The sequence below is a fragment of the Paractinoplanes polyasparticus genome, from assembly GCF_019710575.1.
GTDB lineage: Bacteria > Actinomycetota > Actinomycetes > Mycobacteriales > Micromonosporaceae > Actinoplanes > Actinoplanes polyasparticus.
The window spans coordinates 23,462-47,045 of record NZ_JAHWFK010000049.1; the positions used below are offsets into that span (position 1 = coordinate 23,462).

Sequence of the window (23,584 nt, forward strand, 5' to 3'; positions counted from 1 at the left end):
ATCCCGGTGGTGCGCACGGCGGCCGGACACGACATGATCGCGACACCGGTTCCCCGCGTGACCCGTGATCGGAGTAGGACTCAGCCATGCTCGTGTCGTATCCATCGTTGCTGGCCCGGACGCAGGCGTTCGGGCTGGGACGGCCGCATCGGTTCACGGTTGCCCCGGACGGCAAGCGGTTGCTGTTCCTGCGCAGCCTCGGCGGCGAGAACCCGATCCGGTTGTTGTGGGAGCTCGACCTCAGCACGGGCGACGAGCGGCTAATCGGTGATCCGGGGGCGCCGGGTGACGCGGGCCCGATGTCGGCGGCCGAGCGTGCGCGGCGGGAGAGGACCCGGGACAGGTCGGCCGGCATCTCCGACTACAGCACCGACAGCAGCGTGCGCGTCGTCGCTTACACGGCGGGCGAGAAGCTCTACCTCGCCGACACGGTGACGGGGCAGGCGCGGGAGCTGCCGGCCCGTACGCCCCTGACCGACGCCACCATCAGCCCGGACGGCGCCGCCGTGGCCTACGTGCACGACGGGGCGCTCCGGGTGATCAACAGCGACGGCACGGGGGACCGCGCGCTGGCCACGCCCGAGGGCGACGACATCACGTACGGTCTGGCCGAGCACGTGGCGGCCGAGTCGATGGAACGTACGCGCGGATTCTGGTGGGCGCCCGACGGGCAGCAGCTCGCCGTGGCCCGGGTCGACAACTCGCCGCTCGAGGTCTGGTATCTGAGCGACCCGGCCGACCCGGCCGCGCCGCCGACCGCGCAGCGCTACCCGCGGGCGGGCACGGACAACGCGATCGTCGAGCTGTTCGTGCTCGGCCTCGACGGCGGGCGCCGGAGCATCGACTTCGGCTGGGACGCGTACGAATATCTGGTCGACGTCGTGTGGGACCAGCACGGCCTGCTCGCCGTGCTGCAGAACAGGCCCCAGACGGCGATGCGGGTGCTCGCCACCGACAGCGGGGACGTGCTCGCCGAGACCACCGACCCACTGTGGACGACCATCGTGCCCGGCTTCCCCCGGCGTACGGCGGAAGGCTCTTTGATCTGGACCGAGGACACCGGCGAGACCCGGCACCTGACGGTGGGCGGCGAATCGGTGACGCCGCCCGGCCTTCAGGTCGCCTCGTTGTGCGGGGTCGACGGCGACACCCTGCTGTTCACCGGCTCGTCGGAGCCGACCGAGTCACACCTGTGGTCCTGGTCGGCGGCCGAAGGGCTGCGGCAGCTCACCACCGAGCCGGGCGTGCACACCGGCACGCGGTCGGGCGGCGCGACGGTGATCAGCTCGTCGACGCTCACCGGCAGCACGGTGAGCTTCGGCGGCCGTACGGTGGAAAGCCTGGCCCTCAGCTCGCCGGTGGTCCCGAAGGTGTCGCTGCTGCGCGCGGGCCCGAACGAACTGCGCACGGCCGTGCTGTTCCCGGCGGTGTGGCAGCGCGGCGAGCGGCTGCCGGTGCTGCTCGACCCGTACGGTGGCCCGGCCGCGCAGATCGTGCTCGCCGACCGGCGGCACTTCTACGTTTCGCAGTGGTTCGCCGACCAGGGCTTCGCGGTGATCGTGGCCGACGGCCGGGGCACACCCGGGCGGGGTCCGCGCTGGGAGCGGGAGGCGCGCGGCGAACGCATCGGCAAGGTGCTCGACGACCAGATCGAGGCGCTCGAGACCGTGGCCGCGCTCTATCCCGAACTCGACCTGGGCCGGGTGGGCGTGCGCGGCTGGTCGGACGGGGGCTACCTGGCCGCGGCCGCGGTGCTGCGCCGGCCCGACGTCTTCCACGCCGCGGTGGCCGGCGCGCCGGTGACCGACGAGCGGCTCTACGACACCCACTGGCAGGAGCGGTTCCTCGGCGATCCCCGGGTGGACCCCACCCCGTACGAGAAGGAGTCGTTGATCGCCGACGCCCCGCGCCTGGAACGGCCGCTGATGCTGATCCACGGCCTGTCCGACGACAACGTCTATCCGGCGCACACGATGCGGCTCTCCGCGGCCCTGCTCGCCGCCGGAAAGCCGCACAGCCTGCTGATGCTGGCCGGCGCCAGCCACATGCCACCCGACGTCGACCTGCTCACGCCGCAACTGCGGTTCCTGCAGGACGCACTCGCCCCGCGCTGAGCTCCAGCACCCGGTCGACCCGGTCGAGGCCCTCGGGGCGGTGGGTCAACACCAGCACCGTGGTGCCGGTGGCGCCCAGCACGTCGGCCATGAGGTCGTCGGCCACCTCGGCGTCGAGGCCCTCGGTCGGCTCGTCCAGGATCAGCAGCGCGGGCTCGGCCAGCAGGGCACGCGCGATGGCGAACCGCCGGGCCTGACCGCCCGACATCGTCGTGCCACCGCTGCCGAGCCAGGTGTCGAGGCCCTGCGGCAACGCGTCGAGCCAGCTTCCCAGCCGTACGCGGGTGAGGACAGTCCGGAGCTCCCCGTCCGAAGCACCCGGACGGGCCAGCCGGAGGTTCTCGCGCACCGTCGACGCGAAGATGTGGTCGGTGTCGTCGCCGACGAGCACGACCCGGGCGGGTCCCGGCGAGACGACGCCGCCGCGCGGACCCAGAAAGCCGGCGAGCACGGCGGCCAGGGTCGACTTGCCCGAACCGGAGCGGCCCAGCACCGCCACCCGGGAGCCGGCCGGAAGCTCGAGGTCGAGGTCGCGCAGGACGGGTTCGGCGCCCCAGCCGGCCGTGACCCGCTCCAGCCGGATGTCGTTCGTACCTCTCGGGCTCTTCGTGCGGCTCGGGCCCGGGGCCATGACCGGTTCGGCGGCCAGGCGGGCTTCGGCTGCCGTGGCGCGCTGCCGGGCCACTGCGGCGTCGGGCAGCGCGAGGACGCTCTCGCCGAGGGCGACCGTAGCCAGCAGCAGCACCGCGGCCCACTCGGGGGTCAGGCCGCCCAGCGAGAACGCGACACCCACGACGGCAAGGCCCCAGCCGAGATGCGCGAGCGCGGTGGACCACCCGGCGGTGTGGGCGGCCCGAGCCTCCAACCGGGCGAGGTCGCGGCTGCGCCGGTGCGGCACGTCGGTGAGGCCCGCCCCGGTCGCCAGGTCCTCCAGCCCGTCGACCGTCTCGACCATCGCGTCGCGCAACCGGGACCGAGCCTCACCGGTGGCCGCCTCGTCCCGCGCGGCCTGGCGGGCGGCCAGGGCGGGCGCCACGATCCCGGCGATCAGCAGGCCGGCGGCCAGCGGAAGCGCGGCCTGCAGGCTCAGGAGAACCGAAGCGGCGCCGGCCACGGCGAAGGTCACGGCGGCTACGAGTACGGGCATCCGGCCCCGCAGGAGGCCGTCCACCCGCGCGTCGACGTCGTCGGCCACCTTGCTGAGCAGGTCGCCGCGGCGGCGCAGCCTCGGGCCGGGCACGCGTGGGACCAGATCGGCAAAGACCCGGGCCCGCCAGGCGCCGAGCCGGGCGAACGCGACGTCGTGCGCTACCAGCCGCTCCACGTACCGCAGCAGGGGTCGGGCGACGGCGCTGCCCCGCACCAGCACCACCGCGGTCGAGAGGGTCAGCACGGGCGGCAGGAAGGAGGCTCGCACCAGGAGCCAGGCGGCCGCTCCGGTCAACACGATGCCGGCCAACGACGAGCCGCTGCCGAGCGCGACTGCGACGCCGGTCCGGCGCCACCATGGGGCCGCAGGTTTCCCGTTGGCCGCCGGTAGAGGCGTCGCTTCTTGGTCGCCGTGCTGGCGCGGGGCCGTTTCGGCGCTGATGGGCTGGAGTGTGGTCGCGTCCGGGTTGGTGGGCTGGAGCGGGGTCGTTTCCGAGCCGTTGGGAGCGTGCTGGGTCGGGCCGGGGGCTTCGGCGGGCGTGGACCAGCTCGAGTCGGACAGGGTGACGCCTGGCGCTGTGACGTCTGGCGCCGTGACGCCTGATGCCGTGACGCCTGACGCCGCGGCGACTGGCGGCGCCCCTTGGACGGCTCTGTCCGCGATGGCGGGCGGCGAGGTTACCGGGACGATCCGGTCCGCGGCGGCGAGGAGCGCGGGGCGGTGGGCTACCACGAGGACCGCGCATCCGGCCCGAGCAGCTTCGCGAAGGCGCTCGATGACAAGGGCTTCGGTGGTGGCATCGAGGTGGGCGGTCGGCTCGTCGAGTAGCAGGGCGAAGGGCGTCTTGTCGAACCGTCCGCCGGAGCTGTGGACAACCGGGTGCCCTGTGGACGACGACGGCCTGCTCGTCGGCAAAAAAGTAGGGTGGCTCCATCCCCGGGCGGGTGGGCTGGCTAGGGGTTGTAGGAGGGACGCTTCCGGCGTGCTGGGCGTGCTGGGCGTGCTGGGCGTGCTGGGCGTGCCGGCCTGGTGGAGCAGGGCGGCCAAGGCCAAGCGGTGGCGCTGGCCGGCGGAGACGCCGGCGCCGCGCTCGCCCAGGGGTGTGGTCGGGGAGAGGGCAGTGTCGAGGCCGACGGTCGCGAGCGCGGTGGTCACGTCGGCTTCGGGGGTGCCGGGCGGGAACAGGCCGGCTACGACTCGGGCGTGGGGCAGCGCGGGGCGTTGCGGAAGGTAGAGCGGGTTCGCCGCTCGGGCGGATCCGGCGTGGGCTTCCTGCAGGCCGGCCAGGACACGGAGGATCGTCGTCTTCCCGGCGCCGGACGGGCCGCTGAGCGCGACGATTTCGCCGGGGCGCACGGCGAGGTGGTCCAGCGCGGCGGCGTCGCGGGTGGTTCCGGGATAGCGGGCACGGACGCCCAGCGCGACGATCCCTGGTTCGGCCTTGGATTCGGTGGGCGCGACGATCCTTGGTTCGGCCTTGGATTCGGCGGGCGCGACGATTCCGGCCGGGTGGGCTTGAGAGCTGGCAGGCGCATTGACTCCCGCGTCTTCGAAGGGGGAGCGTACGGCAGAGGCGGCTTCGGGCTTCGAGGCGCCGTTGAACGGGGTCGCTGTGCCGTGGGTGGCGGGGCAGCCGTCCGTGGCAAGGGAGTGGGGCGGTCCTGCGCTTGCCGGACCAGGGAAGGCATCGGTGATCGGCGAAGTGACGGTGCCGGCTTGGAGTGCCGGGGTGGACAGGATCTCGTCCACGTCGGAGATCACCGCGGTGGCGTCGGTGGAGGCGTGGTAGCGGGCGGCCATCTCGCGCAGCGGGCGGTAGGCCTCGGGCGCCAGCAGGATCACCAGGAGGGCGGGGGCCAGGGCCAGGTTGCCGGCGGCCACGCGGAGGCCGGCCTCGACTGCGATCAGGCCGACCGAGAGGGTCGCCACCAGGTCGAGGGCGGTGGACGAGAGGAAGGCGACGCGTAGCACCCGCAGGGTGGCCGAGCGGTGCTGGTCGGTCAGGTTCTCGATGACCTCGGCCTGGCGGGTGGCGCGGCCGAAGACGCGCAGGGTGGGCAGTCCGCGGACCACGTCGAGGAAGTGGCCGGCCAGGCGGGCGTCGGCCTGCCAGCGTTGCCGGGCCCGGGCCTGGGTGGCCCAGCCGATCAGGGCGCCCAGCAGGGGGATCAGCGGCAGGGTGACCAGCGCGACCACGGCCGAGGCGGGGTCGACCGCGGCCATGGCCAGGATGACCAGCGGGGGCAGCGTCACGCCCAGCACCAGGGCGGGCAGGTAGCCGCTGAACCACGGTTTCAGGGCGTCGAGGCCGGTGGTGAGCACGGCGGTCAGCCGGCCCGCGCCGAACGACGCCACCCAGGCCGGGCCGCGCCGGGGCAGCGCGGTCAGCATCGAGCGGCGCAGTTCGTCGGTGACGCGGGCGGCTGTGCGGCGGGCCACCACCTGCTCGCCCCACGACAGCAGGGCCCGGGTCGCGTACGCACCGGCCAGCAGCAGGACCGCCCAGCCGGGGCCCCGGGTCACGAGCAGGGTGAGGGCCATCGCCACGAGCAGCGTGGCGACGGCCTGGCCCGCGCCGAGCAGTGCCAGGCCGGCGATGCCACCCCGGCTGGTGCGGGCGTGCCGCACCAGCCGGGGGTCCAGCGGCCCGCGAGGCGGCGCGGATCGCTGGGACGCCACGGCTTCCGGACCCGGAGAGGAGGGAAGCGCGGAAACCGCGGCAGCTGAGGGGGCGAGAGCGGCCGGCGCTTCGGAAGGAGCGGAGGCCGCGGGGGAGATGGGTGTCATGAGGGAACCCGTTCGCTGGCTACGCGGCGGCGGAAGACCCAGTAGGAGTAGGCCTGGTAGGCGATGACTCCGGGGAGGATGAGCACGCCGGCCCAGGTGATCAGCTCCAGGGCCTGGGGGGTGGCAGCCGCGGCGTCGCGGGTCAGGGCGTACGCCGGGTCGATCGTGCTGTGCAGGACGACCGCGCCGTGGGTGGTGAAGACGGCCACCACGGCGCCGGCCACCGCAGCGGCCGTCGCGCCGAAGGCCAGGGCCTCGCGGCCGGTGCGGGCGAGCAGGCCGGCGGCGAAGGCGAGCACCGCCGCCAGCAGGGTGATGACCGAGCCCGTGCCGATGCCGGCCAGCAACAGCGCGACCGCGCCGCCCGTGCCCAGCCACCGCGACAGGTTCGCCGCCCGGCGGCGGAGCGGGCCGCTCGTCCGCAGCGCGAGGAACGTCGCCCCCAGCAGGAGCGCGGCGTAGAGGGCGGCCAGAGCACCGAGGCCGGCCGCCGGAGTGAGCACCGGTCCGAACGTACGGTCGAAACCGCCGCCCACCACGTCGCCGCCGGCGTTGATGGCGAGGCCGTGGGCGAACGCCGCCAGCAGGGCGCCCCACACCAGCACGATGCCCAGCGAGCTCGCCGCCAGCGCCACGTCGGCCCGGCGGCGGTAGCGGGCGCCGTCGCCCTTGCCGCGGAACTCGAGCGCCACGCCGCGGACCGCCAGCAACAGCAGCAGGACGACCATCGGCAGGTACAGGCCCGCCAGCAGCGCGGAGTACCAGGCCGGGAAGGCCGCGAACGTCACGCCGATCGCCGCTACCAGCCACACCTCGTTGCCGTCCCAGAACGGGCCGATGGTGCGTACGGCGGCGCCGCGCTCGTGGTCGTCGCGGCCGAGCACGGGACCGAGCAGGCCCACGCCGAAGTCGAAGCCTTCGAGGACGAAGTACAGCACCCAGGCCAGCACGACGACCGAGAACCAGAAGGTGATCACGTCAGGGCTCCTCAGTAGACGGGTGCGGGCTCGGGCTTGTCGGCGGCGGCAGCGGCCGGCGCCAGGGGCTGTCGCGCGAGGTGGCGGACCAGCCGCAGCCAGACCACGGCGATCACCCCGTAGATGACGGTGAACCCGGCCAGCGACGTGATCACCTCGGAGCTGGTCAGCCCGGGGGAGATGCCGTCGGCGACCTTGGAGATGCCGAACGCGATCCACGGCTGCCGCGCGGTCTCGGTGAAGATCCAGCCGAAGGTGTTGGCCGCGGCGGGCAGCAGCGGAATGAGCGGCAACCAGCGGGTCAGCCAGCGGGGAGCGTTACGGCTCTTGCGCGTACGCCAGAGGTAGTAGGCCGCTACGGCGGCAGCCAGCATGCCGACGCCGATCATCAGGCGGAACGTCCAGAACGCGACCGGGATCATGGGCACGTACGAGCCGGGCCCGAACTCCGCCGCGTACTGGGCCTGCAGGTCGTCGATGCCCTGCACGGTGGCGCCGGGGTTGCCCTTGGCCAGGATGGAGAGCAGCCAGGGGATCTCGAGCGAGAACTCGGGCAGCGGCTTGCCGGTGGCGAACACCGAGAACGGCGCGCCGGCGGTGGTGGCGTAGAGCGCCTCGGCCGCGGCCATCTTCATCGGCTGCACCTCGGTGATGACCTTGCCCAGGTGGTCGCCGGTGAGCGCCGTCAACGCTCCGCCGGTCAGTGTCAGCCAGGCGCCGAGACGGGCCAGGGTCCGGTACGCCGGGTCGGCCGCGAGCCGCCACACGCCGAGCGCCAGCAGCAGCGCGCCGCCCACCATGATCGCTCCCGAGATGGTGTGCGGGAACGCGGCCAGGTTGACCTTGTTGAGCATCAGCTCGGTGAACGAGGTGAGCCGGGCCCGCCCGGTGACAGGGTCCAGGGCGTACGCGACGGGGTTCTGCATGAAGGAGTTGGCGGCCAGAATGATGAACGCCGACAGCAGCGTGCCGACCGCCACGATGACGATGCAGGCGGTGTGGATCGCGCGCGGCAGCCTGTCCCAGCCGAAATACCAGAGCGCGAGGAACGTCGCCTCGAGGAAGAACGCGAGCATCCCCTCGATGGCGAGGGTCGGCCCGAAGACGTCGCCGTAGAAGCGGGCGAACGCGCTCCACCCCAGACCGAACTGGAATTCCTGGACCAGGCCGGTGACCACGCCGACGGCGAACGTGACGATCAGGATCTTGCCGACGAACTTGGTCAGGTGCAGGTACTGCTCTTTCTTGGTCCGCAGCCAGGCGATCTGCAGGCCGGCGGCGCTCGCGGCCAGGCTGATCGACAGCGGGACGAAGAAGTAGTGGTAGATCGTCACGACCGCGAACTGCAGGCGTGTCCAGTCCAGCACGTCCATGTGGGTGCCCCTCTACGACGTCTCGTAGTAGATACTACGTCACGTAGTACGACGCTACGCAGTAGAGGCGGTATGCTCGGTCACATGGCTCTCGGAGATCTGGAACGCGAGGTCATGACGCAGTTGTGGGACGCCGGTGAGCCGCTCACCGTGCGGCAGGTGCACGAGCGCCTGAGCCGTCAGCGCGATCTGGCCTACACGACGGTGATGACCGTGCTCGACCGGCTGGCCAAGAAGGGCGTGGTCACCCAGCAGAAGGCGGACCGTGCCTATCGGTACGTTCCCGCGCAGACCCGGGAAGAGATGACCGCGTCCGTGATGCTCGACGCGCTGACCTCCAGCGCCGATCAGGACGCCGCGCTCGCGTACTTCGTCGGGCAGCTCCCGCCCGACGCCTTGGCGGCGGCAATCGAAGCAGCACAAAAGAAGCGGTGACGGCGCTTCTGCTGGGTGCGCTCGGCCTGACCCTTTCGCTGGTCGTGCCGAGTCTGCTGGCGAACGCGCGCTGGCCCGACCGGGCTCCGGTGGCCGCCGTGGTGCTCTGGCAGTCGATCACCCTGACCGCCGTCCTGGCCGCCCTCGGCGTCGTGCTGGCCGCCCCCGAGGAGGTCACCCGCGCGGCCGGCTCCGGCCGCCCGGTGGCCGAGGTGGCCGTGATCGGCGCGCTTGTGGTGGCCGCCGTGATCATCGTGCGGCTCCTGCTGTCGCTGATCGGGGTGAGCCGCCGGTCACGGGCCCGCCGCGCCCGGCATCGCCTGCTGGTCGACCTGCTCGACCGGGCCGAGCAGCACCGCGAGCTGGGCCCCGACCACCTGCGCGTGCTCGACGGGCCGCTGCCGCTGGCGTACTGCGTGCCCGGCCGTGAGCCGCGGGTGGTGCTCAGCCACGGCGTGCTCCAGGTGCTCGACCGCGAGCAGGTCGACGCCGTGCTCGCCCACGAGCAGACCCACCTGCGGCACCGGCACGAGGTCGTCATGGAGTCGTTCACCGCGTTCTACCGCGCGGTGCCCCGGCCGTTGCGCAGCCGGCTGCCGCTCGACGCCGTCCACCTGCTGCTCGAGATGATCGCCGACGACGTCGCTCGCCGCCGGGTCGGCGCCGGTCCGCTGCGGGCCGCGCTCGAGCGGCTGTCCGACGCAATCCCCCTGTCGGAGGACGTGAAGCCCGACCCCAGGGGTGACGCACGCCGTCGCCGGCTGGCCCGGCTGTCGGCGTCGCACAATCCGTCCGTCACCCTGAACGCGCTCGTGGTGGTCTGCGCGGTGGGTCTGCTGGTGTTACCCACCGTGATTCTGGTGGTGCCCTGGCTCGACCGGGCCCTCGAAGCGTGGCCCCTGTAGTCACGCTGCGTAGAGCACCGGGGTGTGGCTTCAGTCTTCGCATGATCGGGAGTACGGTGTTCCCCGGTCCGCCAGCCCCCATCGTCGAACCGGCGGCCGAGGGAAGAAAGGACACCACACCCCCGTGCGTCGTGCCGCAGTAGTGCGCAGCCTGATCTGCGCCCTCGCCGCGGCCGGAGTCATCTTCTCCGGCCCCGCCGTGGCGCAGGCAACCCCCTCACCGGGAACGGTCGAGGCGCAGATCGACAAGCAGTGGAACCAGCTCGAGCCGGTCATCGAGCAGTACAACGACGTGCACAGCAAGCTGATCAAGAACCGGGCTCAGCAGAAGAAGCTGGCCGCCCAGATCACGCCGCTCCAGGTGAAGGTCGACCTGGCCATGCAGCAGGTGCGCGGGCTGGCGATCGACGCGTACAAGCAGGGCGCGCCCAACGCGGTCAACGCGCTGCTGGTCACCGGTTCCCCGACCGGGCTGACCGACAAGCTGCTCTACCTCGACCAGCTGGCCCGCAACCAGCGGGCTCAGGTCGCGGACGTGGCGGCGCTGCGCGACAAGCTGACCGCGACCAAGGCCGACCTGGACGTGGTCACCAAGTCGGTCGCCGCGCGCGACGTCGACCTGGCCAAGCGCAAGACCGCCATCGAGTCGAAGATCACCTCGTTGCAGAAGCTGCGCATCCAGGCCTACGGCACGGCCGACGTCAACGACGGGCCGTTCCGGCTCGGTCCGTGCCCCGTCGACTACACCAACGACAAGGGTGGCCGGGCCGCGCAGAAGGCCTGCGACCTCATCGGCAAGCCCTACGTCTTCGGTTCGGCCGGTCCCAACTCGTACGACTGCTCGGGTCTGACCCAGGAGGCGTGGGCGAGTGTCGGGGTGCACCTGGACCACTACACGAAGGACCAGTGGACCCAGGGCCGACCCGTTTCCAAGGACGAGCTCCAACCGGGTGACCTGGTGTTCTATTACCCGGGCAGCCTCCATCACGTGGCCCTCTACATCGGCGGCGGCATGGTGGTGCACGCGCCGCACACGGGCGACCACGTGCGGATGGCGACGATCGACCGCGGTCCGATCGCGGGTTATCGACGACCGGGCTAGCGCTACGGGGCCGTCGGGCGTCTGCCCGGCGGCCCTTCACTGTGCGGCGCGGGCATAATTCGCTGTCATGAGCGACTCGCCCCTGATCGACAGCCTCACCGCGGCCGTCGAGGCCCGTCCCGATGATCTGACCCTGCGCCTGCATCTGGCCGAGCTGCTGGTGGGCGCGGGCCGGGGCGCCGAGGCGATCGGGCATGCGGCCCAGGTGCTGGCGCGCGAGCCGGCCAATGTCACCGCGCAGAAGCTCATGACGTCTGCTCTCGGTAAGTCCGCCCCGGCTGAGGAGACTCGCGGCACGCCCGCCCCGGTCCAGCAGAGCGTCGACTGGGCCGCCATGGAACAGGATCTCGGCGACATCGTGCCGCCGCGTTTCTCCCATGAGCCGGAGCCCGTGCAGGGGCACGAGGACCGTACGTTCGACGTCGAGCGGTCCACGGTCACGCTGGCCGACGTGGGCGGCATGCAGGAGGTCAAGAAGCGCCTCGAGGTCTCCTTCCTCGGCCCCTTGAAGAACCCCAAGTTGCGTACGTTGTTCGGCAAGTCCCTGCGCGGCGGTCTGCTGCTGTACGGACCACCCGGCTGCGGCAAGACGTTCCTCGCCCGCGCCGTGGCCGGTGAGATGGGCGCCGCCTTCATCTCGCTCTCGATCACCGACGTGCTCAACATGTGGATCGGCAGCTCCGAGCGCAACCTGCACGACCTGTTCGACTCGGCCCGCGGGCACGCGCCGTGCGTGCTGTTCCTCGACGAGATCGACGCGCTCGGGCACAAGCGCAGCCAGCTCAACTCGTCGTCGATGCGCACGGTCGTCAACCAGCTGCTGACCGAGCTCGACGGCGTCGACGGCAACAACGACGGCGTCTTCGTGCTGGCCGCCACGAACGCCCCCTGGGACGTCGACTCGGCCCTGCGCCGTCCGGGGCGCCTGGACCGTACGCTGCTGGTGCTCCCGCCCGACAAGCCCGCCCGCGCGGCCATCCTGCAGTACCACCTGCGCGACCGCCCGGTGGCCGGCGTCGACCTGGGCCGGGTGGCCGACGCCACCGAGAACTACTCGGGCGCCGACCTGGCCCACGTGTGCGAGACCGCGGCCGAGTTCGCCATGCGCGACTCCATCACCAGCGGCGAGATCCGCATGATCAACCAGCAGGACATGCTGACCGCGGTCCGCGAGATCCGCCCGTCCACCGACGGCTGGTTCGCCACCGCCCGCAACGTGGCGATGTTCGCCAACGAGTCCGGGGAGTACGACGACCTGGCCGCCTACCTCAAGAAGCGCCGGCGGTGAGCTCGCCGCCAGACGTGTACTGGCGGGCTCAGAAACTGGCCGAGGTCGGGCACTACGCCGAGGCCGAGCGGATCACCCGGGCGGGTCTCGCCGCCGCGCCGGCTGACGCATGGCTGCTCACGCTGCTCGCGTCGGTGTTGCGGCTGCGGCGCGACTACGCGGGGGCTCTGACCGTGGCCGGCGCGGCCGTCGCGGCGGACCCGACGCTGGCCGACGCGCACCTGGAACGCGCGGAGAACCTGATAGTGGTGGTCCGGACCCGAGACGCGGTTCAGGCGGCCACCGAGGCGGTGCGCCTTTCGCCATCGTCGGCATCCGGACATTTCGTACTGGCCCGAGCCTTGGCTGCGGGGCGACAGTTCGATGCGGCCCGGGTTGCGGCTGCGCACGGGCGCTCGCTCGATCCGCAGTCGGTCGAGGGGCTGCTCACGGTGGCCGATGTGGAGCGGGACGCCGGCAATCGTGAGGTGGCCCTGGCGGCGGCGCGGGCGGCCCTGGCGATCGAGCCCGACAACGCGTACGGACGCTGGCTGACCGCGATGCTGGACGCCGAGCGGCTGAAGGTCCGGCGCTCGATGCGGGCGCTGCGCGAGGTGGCCCGCGACCATCCCGGGCGGGCCGACATCGTGTCGATGACCTGGCCGATCCGCGGCGTGCTGAGTGGCCTGCGGCGCGGCCTGGCGGCGAGCGCGGCCCTGGTCTGCGTGCTGCTGCTGATCGGCGCCTGGTGGTGGGAGCCGGCCGGCACGTTCGCGCGGCTGGTGGCGGCGGTGCTCGCGGCGGTGATGGCCGGCTTCGCGGCCCGGGTGCTGCTCCCGGCCGGCCGGCTGCCGTGGCGCTGCCTGCGTCTGTTGCCGCGCCTGATGCGCCGGGCCGGCATCGCGGGTCTCGCGCTCACCGGCACGGCCGTCTTGCTGCTTGCCCTGTACGCGGGGGTCGCCTGGTGGCCGTTGCCTGTGCTCGCGCTCGCCGCGACGCCGGTGTTGTGGCTGCTCAGCATGGTCGAGTTGCTCGGCGCGGGCCTCGACGACCCGGGCAGCCGCCAGGCGTTGCGCGACTGGGCCGACGAACTGCATGAGTGGTGGCGAACGACCAAAAAGGACCTGCGCGACACGTGGAAAGACGGAGACGCCACTCGCGGCAACGGATGACGGCGCCCCCGGTGGGCCCTCCGGCGCCGCCTCCGCGAGACGGACCGTCTCGTCTCGCGCGCGGTGGCGAGACGAGACGCCTCGTCTTGTCGATTACTTGCCGGTGGTGGGCTTCTCCGGCGTGGTCGCGGGCTCAGGGCGGCGGCCCGATCGGGCGTACGCCAGCATGGCGACGATCAGGGCCAGCACGCCGGCGACCAGCCCGGCGATGCCGAACGCGCTCGAGCCGTCCGAGCCCTTGACGTCCGCGGTCTCGGCGTCGGCCACGGCGGTCGCAGTGGGCGCGGCGGCGGCCGTGTCGCTGCCCTCGGCGGCCGCGGCGCCGATCTTCAGCACCGGCGCGGGGGACTCGGGCTCGGTGCCGTCGGTGGTCGGCTCGTCGATCCAGCGGACGATCGTGCCGTCGGAGTAGGTCTGCAGCGCCTTGAAGATCATCTCGCCCGACTCGGGCAGCGGGCCCAGCGAGACGTCGAACTCCTGGAACTGGCCCGGCTTGACCTCGGAGCCGGCCTTGGCGGTCCAGGTGATCTTCGAGACCGCCTCGGTGATCTGCGCGCCGTGCGCCTCGAGCGGTTTGGCCAGCTTCGAGACGGTGGTGGCCACGTCCCACCCGGTGATCGGCTTGACCGACACCGAGGCGACCGGCTTGTCGGCCGGCAGGCTGACCTCGACCTTGGTGGTCGAGTCGGTGTCGGACTCGTTGGGCACCCGGAAGGTGACCTTGGCGTATCCGCCCGCGGCCGCGGTGTCGGGGTTCACCGTGACGTGGGCGGCGGCCGGCGCGGCCAGGGCCAGGGTGAGGCCGGCGACGGCCGCGCCCACCAGTGCCGAGCGCTTGATGAGGGACATCCTTGTCGAACCTTCCGCAGGGGGATTCAGGGCATTCGGAGTTGGTCGCTCCCCGCCGCGGATTAGTTCCCGGCGATTTTCACCGAAGTGCGGGCAGCCGTACGTCGACCCGCAGCCCCGGGCCGGCGTCGGCCAGCCCGACCGTGCCGCCGTGCCGTCGTACCAGCTCACGGACGATCGCCAGCCCCAGCCCGGAGCCGCCCGCGTCCCGGGCCCGTGCGTCGTCGAGGCGGGTGAAACGGTCGAAGACACGCTCGCGGTCGGCCGCCGGGATGCCCGGCCCGTCGTCGGTCACCGAGATCAGCCGGTACGTCCCGTGTGCCGTCACGGTCACCCGGACCTGCGACTTGGCATGCCGCACGGCGTTGTCGAGCAGGTTGGCGACCACGCGGCCCAGCGCGTCCGGCTCGCCGGTGACCTCCATGGGCGCCGACGGCCGCACGTACGTCACCGACGGGTAGCGGTCGGCCACGTCGCCGACCAGCGAGCCCAGGTCGACCGAGCGGAACGGCGCCGAGATGGCCCGGCCGCCGCCGTCGTCCGCGCGGGCCAGCAGCAGCAGGTCGTCGACGAGCCGGCTGAGCCGGTCGACGTCGGTCAGCAGGTCGTGCGACAAAGCCTGCCAGTCGGTGTCCGGCAGTCGCTGCGAGACCTCGAGTTCCGTACGCATGTTGGTCAGCGGACTGCGAAGCTCGTGCGCAGCGTCGGCGACGAACGCGCGCTGCCGCACCCGGGCCGACTCGAGCCGGTGCAGCATGCCGTTCAGGGTGACCGCCAGCCGGTGGATCTCGTCGCGGGACTCGGGCACGGGCAGCCGTCCCTCCCGCGTACCCCCGGTGATCTCTTCGGCCCCCGCCCGCAGCGCGTCGACCGGATGCAGCACGGCGCCCAGCACCCGCCACAGCACGACCGCCAGCAGCGCGATCAGCAGCGGGAACGTCACCACCAGGGCCAGCCGCAGGATGTGCACGCCCTGGCTCAGGTCGTTGGTCGACCGTGCGACCAGCACCCGCACCGGGTCGGTGGGCGGCCCCGCGGTCACCATCACCACCCGCGCGCCGCCGCCGACCAGCCCGATCCGGCTGCCCGGGATGTCGCGCACCTGGCCGTCGGCGAGGTCGCGCAGCTCGTCCGGGTAGAGCATCGGCGTCAGCCGGTCGGCGCCCGGCGAGAGGGCCAGCACCCGCCCCTGGGCGTCGATGACCTGCACCTGCAGGGCCGGGTTGACCTCGATGCGCTCGCTCAGCGACTTCTGGTCGACCAGCTTGGCCACGCCGCGCGCGGTCTCCAGCGCCTCGGTGTTGACCGCGCGCAGCAGCGCGAAGTTGAGCACCCCGACCAGTACGACCCCGCCCAGGGCGAGCCCCGCGGTCAGCCCGAGCACCGAGACCAGGACGAGCCGGGCCCGCAGGCTGATCTCGCTCGGGCGCTTCACGGCATTGCTGCCAGCCGGTAGCCGGCGCCGCGCACGGTCTCCAGGCGTTCCCGGCCGATCTTGCGGCGGACGTAGCCCACGTACACCTCGACGGCGTTGGGCGCGGTCTCGTCGGCCGCGTCCCACACGTGGTCGAGCAGCTCGATCTTGCTCACCACCTGGCCCGGGCGGCGCAGCAGATACTCGAGCAACGCGAACTCGCGCGCCGTGAGCTGGACCTCCGCGCCGGCCACGGTCACCCGGCGCTCGGCCGGGTCGAGCTCGATGTCGCCGTGGCTCAGCACCGTGGGCCGCTCGTGCACCCCGCGGCGGAGCAGCGCCCGCAGCCGGGCCAGCAGTACGACGTACGAGAAAGGTTTGGTCAGGTAGTCGTCGGCCCCGCAGTCGAGGCCGTCGGCCTGGTCGTACTCCCCGTCCTTGGCCGACAGCATCAGCACGGGCACCCAGTTCTGCTCGGCCCGCAGCTGCCGCACTATCCGATAGCCGCTCAGCCGGGGCAGCATCACATCGAGAATCATGGCGTCGTAGCCGCCGTGCCGGGCCATCTCGAGCCCGTCCTGCCCGTCGCCCGACACGTCGACCGCGAAACCCTCGGCCTGCAACCCACGCTGAAGCGCCGCCGCCAGGCGCGCCTCGTCTTCCACCACCAGCAACCGCACCCCATTACCTTGGCATGCGAGGGGCAACCCCTAGGGGCGGCTCTCAGCCCGGTCACAGCGGCGATGACGCACTCTTGTGGCAGATCAACGGGAGGTGGACATCGTGTCCGTGTTCAGGTCAAGGCCGGCACTGCGCTGGCTCGTGCCGTCGGCTGCGGCAGTGGTCGTCATCGGCGGCGGCGCCGCGGCGGGGACGATCGTGGCGAGCGCCGACCCCTCGCTGCCCGAGCGCAGCGCGGCTCAACTGCTCGTCGACCTGCAGAATGCCAAGGTCGACGGACTGTCCGGCACCATCGTGCAGAGTGCCGATCTCGGTCTGCCCAAGATCCAGGGGATCACCGACGGGGCGTCGGCCGACGCCGGTCTCGTGAGCCTCATCGCGGGCAGCAACACCGCGCGGGTCTGGTACGCCGGGGAAGACAGGGCGCGCCTCGCCCTGGTCGGCACCGGTGGCGAGACCGACGTCATCCGCAACGGTTCCGACGTGTGGCTCTGGCAGAGCGAGGGCAACAAGGCGACGCACCTGAAGGTGCCGGCCGAGGCCGGTAAGAAGCCGCAGGCGCTGCCGACCGGCGTGCCCACGACGCCGCAGGACGCGGCGGACGCGGCGCTGGCGGCGATCGACGACAGCACCAAGGTCACCACGACCGGCGCGGCCAAGGTCGCCGACCGGGACGCGTACGAGCTGGTGCTGAGCCCCAAGGCGACCGAGTCGCTGGTCGGGCAGGTGCGGCTGGCGATCGACGCCGAGAAGCACATCCCGCTGCGGGTCGACGTCTACGCCAAGAACGCGACCAGCCCGGCCATCCGGGTGGCGTTCACGCAGATCAGCTTCGAGACGCCGGACGCGCAGCAGTTCGCCTTCAACCCGCCGCCCGGCGCGAAGGTGACCGAGTCGAACGTCGGCCAGCTCGAGAAGGACGCCGAGAAGGCCGCCAAGGAGCACGACAAGGCGCTGCCGCCGGCGGGCGCTTCGTCCTCCGACGGGCCGAAGGTGATCGGGGAGGGCTGGGCGTCGATCCTGACCGCCAAGCTGCCGGCCGAATCGTCGTCGGCGTCCTCGTCGTCGTCCTCGGAGGCTCAGGGCCTGCTCGGCATGCTGCCGGAGGCCAGTGGCGCCTGGGGCAAGGGCCGTATCTTCAGCGGATCGCTCTTCAGCGTGCTGCTGACGGACGACGGCCGGGTCTTCGCCGGTGCGGTCGCGCCGGAGTCGCTCTACGCGGCGGCTGCCAAGAAGTAACAGTCATCGACACCAGATAGTTCTAGAACTCTCGTCGGCGTTATGCAACACTGCCTTCGAGAGTTCTAGAACTTTTGGAGGCGATGGCATGTCCACCCTGATCGATTCCGCCTTGATCGATGAGCCGGCCGCCGGTCGCTTCGGCGACTTCGGCGGCCGGTTCGTTCCCGAGTCCCTGGTGCCCGCCTGCGAGGCGCTGGCCGCGGCCTTCCGGGCGGCCTGGGCCGACCCACTGTTCCGGTCCGAGCTCGACGATCTGCTCGCCGTCTACGCCGGCCGCCCGACCCCGCTGAGCCCGGCCCGTCGCCTCTCCGCCGAGCTCGGCATCGAGCTGCTGCTCAAGCGCGAAGATCTGGCCCACACGGGCAGCCACAAAATCAACAACGTCCTCGGCCAGGGCCTGCTGGCGCGCCGCATGGGCAAGCGCCGCATCATCGCCGAGACGGGCGCGGGCCAGCACGGGGTCGCCGCGGCCACCGCCGCCGCGCTGCTCGGTCTCGAGGCCACCGTCTACATGGGTGAGCGCGACATCGAACGGCAGCAGCTCAACGTCCTGCGCATGACCACGCTGGGCGCGCGCGTCGTCCCGGTCACCACCGGCAGCCGTACGTTGAAGGACGCGACGAACGAGGCCATGCGCGCGTGGGTGGCCGATGTCGACGAAGCCCACTTCCTGCTCGGCTCCGTCGGCGGCCCCCACCCCTATCCGTGGATGGTCCGCGAGCTGCAACGTGTCATCGGCGACGAGGCCCGCCGCCAGGTCACCCGGGTGCCCGACGTGGTGGTGGCCTGCGTCGGCGGCGGCTCCAACGCGGCCGGCACGTTCGCGGGCTTCGCCGACACCTCCGCCCGCCTGATCGGCGTCGAGGCCGCCGGCGGCGCGGCCATGTCGTCCGGCGCGCCCGGCGTCGTCCACGGCGCCCGCTCGATGGTCCTGCAGGATGCGGAGGGTCAGGTCGCCGAGGCCGCCTCGATAGCCGCCGGCCTCGACTATCCCGGCATCGGCCCCGAGCATGCCCACCTCGGCGCCATCGGCCGGGCCGAATACCACTCGGTGAAAGACGACGAGGTGGTGGCGGCGGTCCGGCGCCTGGCCCGGGCCGAGGGCATCATCTGCGCCCTCGAATCGGCTCAGGCGGTGGCCTGGGTGCTGCGCGAGGCCGGCACGCCACTGCTTCCCACCGGTTCCCGCGTGGTGCTCACGCTCTCCGGCCGCGGCGACAAAGACATGGCCACCCTGGGAGCAGTCGCATGACCCCCGCCGCTGGTCGCAGCCTCCTGGGCCCGGCTCATCCGGCCAACCACCGGCTCGACGAACCCTCGGCCCCCGCGCTGCGGGAAGCGTCCGGCACTCGTGGCGGGCGCGCGGTGGGCGGGTTCCACGGGCGCGCGGCGTCGCCCGAGTTCGACGGGGGGCCTGCGGTGGGCAACCTCTACGGCCGGCAGCAGAGCGAGACAGACCGAGGGGACGATCGCCCGGCGGCAGAATCGCCGGAGCCAAGGAGCCCTCACAGCCGGCGGGCCGCCGGTGCGCCCGACCGAGCCGCCTCCGGTCGGCCGGAGACGCCCGATCCGCTGGTGGAACGGGCGAGGCCCGGCGCTGGTCGGGGACCGCGCAAGTTGCTGGTGCCGTATCTGACCGCCGGCGTGACCGAGAACTGGCTCGAGTATCTCTTCGCCATGCAGGACGCCGGGGCGGACGCGATCGAGATCGGCCTGCCGTTCTCCGATCCGATGCTCGACGGGGCCACCGTTCAGCAGAGCTCCGACCGTGCCCTCGCCCGTGGCGTCACCGTCGCGGGGATCCTGCGCGAGCTGCACACCGTGCGGCATCGGGTGCGCGTCCCGCTGATTGCCTTCACCTACTCGAACCTGGTCTTCCGCCCGGGACCCACCGTCTTCTGCCGGCAGCTCGCCGAGGCGGGGCTCCGCGGCCTGATCGTGCCCGACCTGCCGCTCGACGAGGCCGGTGAGGTCGAGGCGGCCGCGGCCGCCGCCGGGATCGACCTGACTCTGCTCGTCGCCCCGGTCACGCCCGACGACCGGCTCGCCGAGATCGCCGCCCGCAGCCGGGGCTACATCTACGCGATCAGCCACATGGGCACCACCGGCGAGCGCGACTCTCTCGCCGCGTCCGCCGCCACCGTGGTCGCCCGCATCAAGCGGGTGGCGCGGTTGCCGGTGCTGGTGGGGTTCGGCATCTCGGGAGTGGAGCAGGTCGCCGCGGCGGGCCGGGTGGGGGATGGTGTTGTCGTGGGGTCGGCCCTGATGCGTAGGGTGCTGGACGGGGCGACGCCGCAGCAGCTGGGGGCTGAGGTGGCAGCGTTGCGCGGCGCCCTGGACGCATCAGACGAGGAGGCTTCCGCTGACCGCACCGCGTACGCCGAAGTATCGGGTGATCGCCGATGACCTGAGCACCAAGATCCGGGGCGGGGAGCTGTCGCCGGGGTCGGCGCTGCCCCCGCAGAAGGAGCTGAGCGCGCGCTACGGCGTCACGCTGGCGACGCTGCGGCAGGCCCTTCAGCAGCTCGAGGACGATGGCCTTCTCTCGCAGCAGCCCGGTCGTGGCACCTTCGTGGCGGAGCCGCGCGCTGCCTACCGGCTCGACTCGCTGCGGGGCTTCGCCGAGGACCTGCGCGCCCAGGGACACCTGGTCACCACGCAGATCCTCGAGCAGACCGTGGCCCAGCCGCCCGCGTGGGCGGCGGCGCATCTCGGCGACACCTTCCATGCCGTGCGGCTGGAGCGTCTGCGGCTGCTCGCCGGTCATCCCGCCGTGCACCAGGTCTCCTGGGTCTACGGACTGGAGCTGGCCAAGGCCGACCTCAGCGGGGTCTCGCTCTATGCCGCCCTGGCCGAGCACGGCATCGCCGTCCACCGGGCGAGCGAGGCCGTGCGGCCCGGCCTGCTCGACCAGGCCACCGCCGCGCTGCTGCGCCAGCCCGTGGGCACGCCCGCGTTCCTCTCCGAGCGGGTCACCTACGGCCTCGACGACCAGGCGCTCGTGGCCGACCGGGCCACCATCCTCGGCACCATGATGGAGATCCGCACCGAGCGCGAAGTGAGCGGCCTCTCGATGCAGTGGGTCCAACTGGCGTAACGAAACCGGGCCGCGACAGCCGGCCTTGCGTCAGCTGGCGTAGCGCTTTTCGGCTCGGGCGCGGGCCTTGGCCGCTTCGACCTCGCGGTTCTTCGGCGGGGCGGCGGTGGTCAGCTCGTCGAGCAGGGCGGCGGTGGCGGCGGTGATCGTGGCCACGGCCTGGTCGAAGGCCGCCTGGTTGGCCTGGGACGGGCGGGTGCTGCCGGCGACCTTGCGGACGTATTGCAGGGCGGCGGCGTGAATCTCGTCGCGCGTGGCGGGCGGCTCGAAGTTGTGCAGCTGGTGGATGTTGCGGCACACGGCGGACGACCTCCGGAAGGCTGGGGTGTGACTCTTGCCAAGTTACGCCAGGGGTACGACGAAATACGATGGGCTCATGGCGTACTGGTACGAGTCGTCGATCGACCGGCAGCTGCGGGAGGCGGCTGAGCGCGGGGAGTTCGACGATCTGCCCGGGAAGGGCAAGCCACTCCGTGGGCACGGCGGAGAGTACGAGGACGACTGGTGGGTGAAGGACTGGCTGGAGCGCGAGGGCGCCACCGCCGCCGTCATCCCGGCCACCCTCGCCCTGCGGCGTGAGACCGAAGACCTCGACGACAAGGTCGACCGCCTGCGCTCCGAGCGTGAGGTGCGGGACCACGTCGACGACCTCAACGAGCGGATCGGCAAGGCCAACGTCGGCCTGATGGACGGTCCGCCGGTCGTGCTCCGGCCGTTCGACCCCGACCGCGTGGTCGCCGCCTGGCGGGAACGGCGCTGACCGAACCGACCGTTGGCGCCAGGGCGACGATCAGCAGCACGGCGACCGGAACACCCGCGGGCGTGTGAGGGTCACCACGCAGGCAGATCGGCCAGGGGTCACGAATTCCAGGTCGCTTTCAGGAATCGGTGTTAACGACTTGGTGGTGATGATGAGAGCGGCCCGCCTCGGCGGCATGTTGGTGCTGGTCGGAGCCCTGCTCGGGCTGTCCGCGATCCCGGTCGGGGCGGTGCTGCGCTCCGGTGCGCAGTGGAGCCGTCGTCAGCGTGCCGAGCTTCCGGCCCCGTTGCTGAAGCCGTCGGCGGCCCAGCTCACCCGGGTCTACGCGAACGACGGCCGGACTCTGATCACCACGTTCTACGACGAGGACCGGCACGACGTCGCGCTGGCCGGGATCGCCCCGGTGATGCGGAAGGCGATCGTCGCGGCCGAGGACACCCGCTTCTACGAGCACGGCGGGGTCGACCTCAAGGGCGTGGCCCGCGCGCTGGTCTCCGACGCCCGCAGCGGCCGCGCCGGTCAGGGCGCCTCGACGCTCACCATGCAGTTGGTGCGCAACGTGCTCAAGGAGGACCCGAACCTGACCGCTGCCGAGCGCGCCCAGGCGATCGAGGACACGCCGGGCCGCAAGCTGCGCGAGATCGAGTACGCCGTGGAGCTCGAGAGCCGCCTGACCAAGCAGCAGATCCTGCAGAACTACCTGAACATCGTGTACTTCGGCGACGGCGCGTACGGGATCGAGGCCGCCGCCCGGCGGATCTTCGGCGTCAGCCCGGCCCGGCTCGACCTGGCCCAGGCGGCCCTGATCGCCGGCATCGTGCAGTCGCCCGACGCCGACAACCCGATCGGCGGCGACCGGGCCGCGGCCAAGGTGCGCCAGGGCTACGTGCTCGACGCGATGCTCAAGGCCGGCCAGATCACCCGAATTCAACATGACAGGGCGGCCGCCGAGAAGCTCACCTACTCGGGCGCCACCCAGCCCAACGGATGTGTCGACGCCACCGGGCGGGCGGACGGCTGGGGCTTCTTCTGCGACTACTTCCAACGCTGGTGGGACGCCCAGCCTCAGTTCGGCGCGACCAGGGCCGAACGCGAGAACGCGCTGAGCCGCGGCGGCTACACCGTCGTCACCACGCTCGACCCCGATGTGCAGAAGGTCGCGGCCGAGCAGTCCCGCCAGGTCTACGGGCTCGACAACAGGAAGACCCTGCCGATCGCCGTCGTCCAGCCGGGCACCGGCAAGGTCCTCGCGCTCGCCGTCAACCGCCGGTTCGGCACCGCGAAATCGATCACCAATACCGTGAACCCGCTGGTCAGCGGGGGAAGTGGCATCAACGGCTATCCGTCCGGCTCGACCTTCAAGATGTTCACGATGCTGGCCGCGCTCGAAGCCGGCCTGCCCCTCGACTCCGGCTACGACTCACCCTCGAAGCTGGTCACCGAGTGGTCCGACGACGGGCCCGGCAACTGCGGGGGCCGGTACTGCCCCGGCAACGACAACCCGGGCTGGATGGACGGCTACCGCACCATGTGGGACGCGTTCGGCCGCTCGGTCAACACGTACTTCGTGCACCTGGAGGAGCAGGTCGGCCCGGCAGCCGTGGTCGCCATGGCCCGGCGGCTGGGCATCAGCTTCAGTGCGCCGTCCGACGCGAAGCTGGCCGAGAGCCCGGACTCGTGGGGCGCGTTCACCCTCGGCGTCATCGACACGACCCCGCTCGAGCTGGCCTCCGCGTACGCGACGGTGGCAGCCGACGGCACCTACTGCGCGCCGCTGCCGATCGCCTCGGTAACCGCGCCGGACGGCCGGAGGGCGGCGATCAGCAGCACCTGCAAGCAGGTCCTCGACCCGGAGATCGCGCGCGCGGCGGCCGATGCCGCCCGCTGCCCGGTGGGCCAGCAGAGCGCGTACGGCAAATGTGACGGCGGCACGGCCGAGCAGGTCGCCGGCATGTTCGGCGGCCTGGCGGTGGCCGGCAAGACGGGCAGCACCGAGGACAACCGCACCGAGACGTTCGTCGGCTTCACCCCCACCGTGGCGGCCGCCGGCATCGCCAACGACCCGGTCAACCCGGCCGACCGGGTCGGCAGCGGCGTCGAGGCGCGCGTGGTCACGGCCGTCGGGCGAACGTTGCGCGCCGCGGTCGGCAACGCCGGATACGACGGTTTCACCCCACCGGCCGGCACCACGGCGTACGGCAGGTGATTCGCTCAGGAAGCGGCGCTCTCCTGCCGAACTGAAGCCTGTGACCGCCGCCA

At 72.2% G+C, this 23,584-nt stretch carries 19 protein-coding genes; 12 read left to right on the top strand and 7 right to left on the bottom strand.

Annotated elements, in window-relative coordinates; translation table 11 throughout:
• The first annotated feature begins 86 nt into the window (after positions 1 to 86).
• On the top strand, positions 87 to 2,114 hold the full coding sequence (locus KXC43_RS39255) for a S9 family peptidase (RefSeq protein ID WP_221381317.1): 2,028 nt from the start codon (positions 87 to 89) through the stop codon (positions 2,112 to 2,114).
• On the opposite strand, the gene cydC is transcribed toward KXC43_RS39255, so the two are convergent.
• The 3 genes from cydC to KXC43_RS39270 form a co-directional block, all read right to left on the bottom strand.
• Positions 2,068 to 5,943: a thiol reductant ABC exporter subunit CydC gene (cydC, locus tag KXC43_RS39260; protein WP_308129468.1), complete on the bottom strand. Its 3,876-nt coding sequence runs from the start codon at positions 5,941 to 5,943 to the stop codon at positions 2,068 to 2,070. The genes KXC43_RS39255 and cydC overlap by 47 nt on opposite strands.
• A gap of 104 nt (positions 5,944 to 6,047) precedes the next feature.
• A complete protein-coding gene (gene cydB / locus KXC43_RS39265; protein ID WP_221381319.1) occupies positions 6,048 to 7,028 on the bottom strand; it encodes a cytochrome d ubiquinol oxidase subunit II in 981 nt (326 codons plus the stop codon).
• 11 nt (positions 7,029 to 7,039) lie between these two features.
• Positions 7,040 to 8,401, bottom strand: coding sequence for a cytochrome ubiquinol oxidase subunit I (locus KXC43_RS39270; RefSeq protein WP_221381320.1), 1,362 nt, complete (start codon positions 8,399 to 8,401; stop codon positions 7,040 to 7,042).
• An 84-nt stretch (positions 8,402 to 8,485) separates the two neighbouring features.
• On the opposite strand from KXC43_RS39270, the gene KXC43_RS39275 reads away from it, so the two are divergent.
• From KXC43_RS39275 to KXC43_RS39295, 5 genes are all read left to right on the top strand, one after another.
• Positions 8,486 to 8,836, top strand: coding sequence for a BlaI/MecI/CopY family transcriptional regulator (locus KXC43_RS39275; protein WP_221381321.1), 351 nt, complete (start codon positions 8,486 to 8,488; stop codon positions 8,834 to 8,836).
• The gene (locus tag KXC43_RS39280) at positions 8,833 to 9,741 is read left to right on the top strand and encodes a M56 family metallopeptidase (RefSeq protein WP_221381322.1); all 909 of its coding nucleotides are present in this window, start codon (positions 8,833 to 8,835) and stop codon (positions 9,739 to 9,741) included. The genes KXC43_RS39275 and KXC43_RS39280 overlap by 4 nt, the downstream gene beginning before the upstream one ends.
• 124 nt (positions 9,742 to 9,865) lie before the next feature.
• Entirely contained in the window at positions 9,866 to 10,843 is a 978-nt protein-coding gene (locus tag KXC43_RS39285; protein WP_221381323.1) for a C40 family peptidase, read from the top strand.
• 67 nt (positions 10,844 to 10,910) lie between these two features.
• Positions 10,911 to 12,131, top strand: coding sequence for an AAA family ATPase (locus KXC43_RS39290; protein WP_221381324.1), 1,221 nt, complete (start codon positions 10,911 to 10,913; stop codon positions 12,129 to 12,131).
• Positions 12,128 to 13,282 carry a tetratricopeptide repeat protein gene (locus tag KXC43_RS39295; RefSeq protein WP_221381325.1) on the top strand — a complete coding sequence of 385 codons (1,155 nt, stop codon included), beginning with the start codon at positions 12,128 to 12,130 and terminating at the stop codon, positions 13,280 to 13,282. Before KXC43_RS39290 ends, KXC43_RS39295 begins: the two co-directional genes overlap by 4 nt.
• 93 nt (positions 13,283 to 13,375) lie before the next feature.
• Here KXC43_RS39295 and KXC43_RS39300 read toward each other — a convergent pair whose 3' ends face one another.
• From KXC43_RS39300 to KXC43_RS39310, 3 genes are all read right to left on the bottom strand, one after another.
• Positions 13,376 to 14,131, bottom strand: coding sequence for a YcnI family protein (locus KXC43_RS39300; protein WP_221381326.1), 756 nt, complete (start codon positions 14,129 to 14,131; stop codon positions 13,376 to 13,378).
• A gap of 79 nt (positions 14,132 to 14,210) precedes the next feature.
• On the bottom strand, positions 14,211 to 15,566 hold the full coding sequence (locus tag KXC43_RS39305; protein ID WP_221381327.1) for a sensor histidine kinase: 1,356 nt from the start codon (positions 15,564 to 15,566) through the stop codon (positions 14,211 to 14,213).
• Positions 15,563 to 16,225 (bottom strand): response regulator transcription factor, encoded by a 663-nt coding sequence (locus KXC43_RS39310; RefSeq protein WP_221381328.1) that lies wholly within the window; start codon positions 16,223 to 16,225, stop codon positions 15,563 to 15,565. The genes KXC43_RS39305 and KXC43_RS39310 overlap by 4 nt, the downstream gene beginning before the upstream one ends.
• 103 nt (positions 16,226 to 16,328) lie before the next feature.
• On the opposite strand from KXC43_RS39310, the gene KXC43_RS39315 reads away from it, so the two are divergent.
• The 4 genes from KXC43_RS39315 to KXC43_RS39330 all read left to right on the top strand — a co-directional run bounded on the left by KXC43_RS39315 (position 16,329) and on the right by KXC43_RS39330 (position 20,565).
• Entirely contained in the window at positions 16,329 to 17,465 is a 1,137-nt protein-coding gene (locus tag KXC43_RS39315) for a LolA family protein (RefSeq protein ID WP_221381329.1), read from the top strand.
• 88 nt (positions 17,466 to 17,553) lie between these two features.
• Positions 17,554 to 18,720 (top strand): tryptophan synthase subunit beta, encoded by a 1,167-nt coding sequence (gene trpB, locus KXC43_RS39320; RefSeq protein ID WP_221381330.1) that lies wholly within the window; start codon positions 17,554 to 17,556, stop codon positions 18,718 to 18,720.
• Positions 18,721 to 19,091: 371 nt separating this feature from the next.
• Complete coding sequence (gene trpA, locus KXC43_RS39325; protein ID WP_308129469.1) at positions 19,092 to 19,874, top strand: tryptophan synthase subunit alpha; 783 nt, start codon at positions 19,092 to 19,094, stop codon at positions 19,872 to 19,874.
• A complete protein-coding gene (locus KXC43_RS39330; protein ID WP_221381332.1) occupies positions 19,861 to 20,565 on the top strand; it encodes a GntR family transcriptional regulator in 705 nt (234 codons plus the stop codon). Before trpA ends, KXC43_RS39330 begins: the two co-directional genes overlap by 14 nt.
• A 30-nt stretch (positions 20,566 to 20,595) precedes the next feature.
• Here the strand turns inward: KXC43_RS39330 and KXC43_RS39335 are convergent, their stop codons facing one another.
• Positions 20,596 to 20,865: a DUF2277 domain-containing protein gene (locus KXC43_RS39335; protein ID WP_221381333.1), complete on the bottom strand. Its 270-nt coding sequence runs from the start codon at positions 20,863 to 20,865 to the stop codon at positions 20,596 to 20,598.
• Positions 20,866 to 20,941: 76 nt separating this feature from the next.
• On the opposite strand from KXC43_RS39335, the gene KXC43_RS39340 reads away from it, so the two are divergent.
• Both KXC43_RS39340 and KXC43_RS39345 read left to right on the top strand, forming a co-directional pair.
• Complete coding sequence (locus KXC43_RS39340) at positions 20,942 to 21,325, top strand: DnaJ family domain-containing protein (RefSeq protein ID WP_221381334.1); 384 nt, start codon at positions 20,942 to 20,944, stop codon at positions 21,323 to 21,325.
• A gap of 148 nt (positions 21,326 to 21,473) precedes the next feature.
• Positions 21,474 to 23,531: a transglycosylase domain-containing protein gene (locus KXC43_RS39345; protein ID WP_221381371.1), complete on the top strand. Its 2,058-nt coding sequence runs from the start codon at positions 21,474 to 21,476 to the stop codon at positions 23,529 to 23,531.
• The last annotated feature ends 53 nt before the right edge of the window (positions 23,532 to 23,584 follow it).

Bases quoted from the DNA above. Each gene is read 5' to 3' on its own strand.
- KXC43_RS39255 (WP_221381317.1), top strand. From the start codon at position 87: ATGCTCGTGTCGTATCCATCGTTGCTGGCCCGGACGCAGGCGTTCGGG.
- KXC43_RS39270 (WP_221381320.1), bottom strand. From the start codon at position 8,401: ATGGACGTGCTGGACTGGACACGCCTGCAGTTCGCGGTCGTGACGATC.
- KXC43_RS39275 (WP_221381321.1), top strand. From the start codon at position 8,486: ATGGCTCTCGGAGATCTGGAACGCGAGGTCATGACGCAGTTGTGGGAC.
- KXC43_RS39290 (WP_221381324.1), top strand. From the start codon at position 10,911: ATGAGCGACTCGCCCCTGATCGACAGCCTCACCGCGGCCGTCGAGGCC.
- KXC43_RS39300 (WP_221381326.1), bottom strand. From the start codon at position 14,131: ATGTCCCTCATCAAGCGCTCGGCACTGGTGGGCGCGGCCGTCGCCGGC.
- trpB (WP_221381330.1), top strand. From the start codon at position 17,554: ATGTCCACCCTGATCGATTCCGCCTTGATCGATGAGCCGGCCGCCGGT.
- KXC43_RS39340 (WP_221381334.1), top strand. From the start codon at position 20,942: ATGGCGTACTGGTACGAGTCGTCGATCGACCGGCAGCTGCGGGAGGCG.
- KXC43_RS39345 (WP_221381371.1), top strand. From the start codon at position 21,474: ATGATGAGAGCGGCCCGCCTCGGCGGCATGTTGGTGCTGGTCGGAGCC.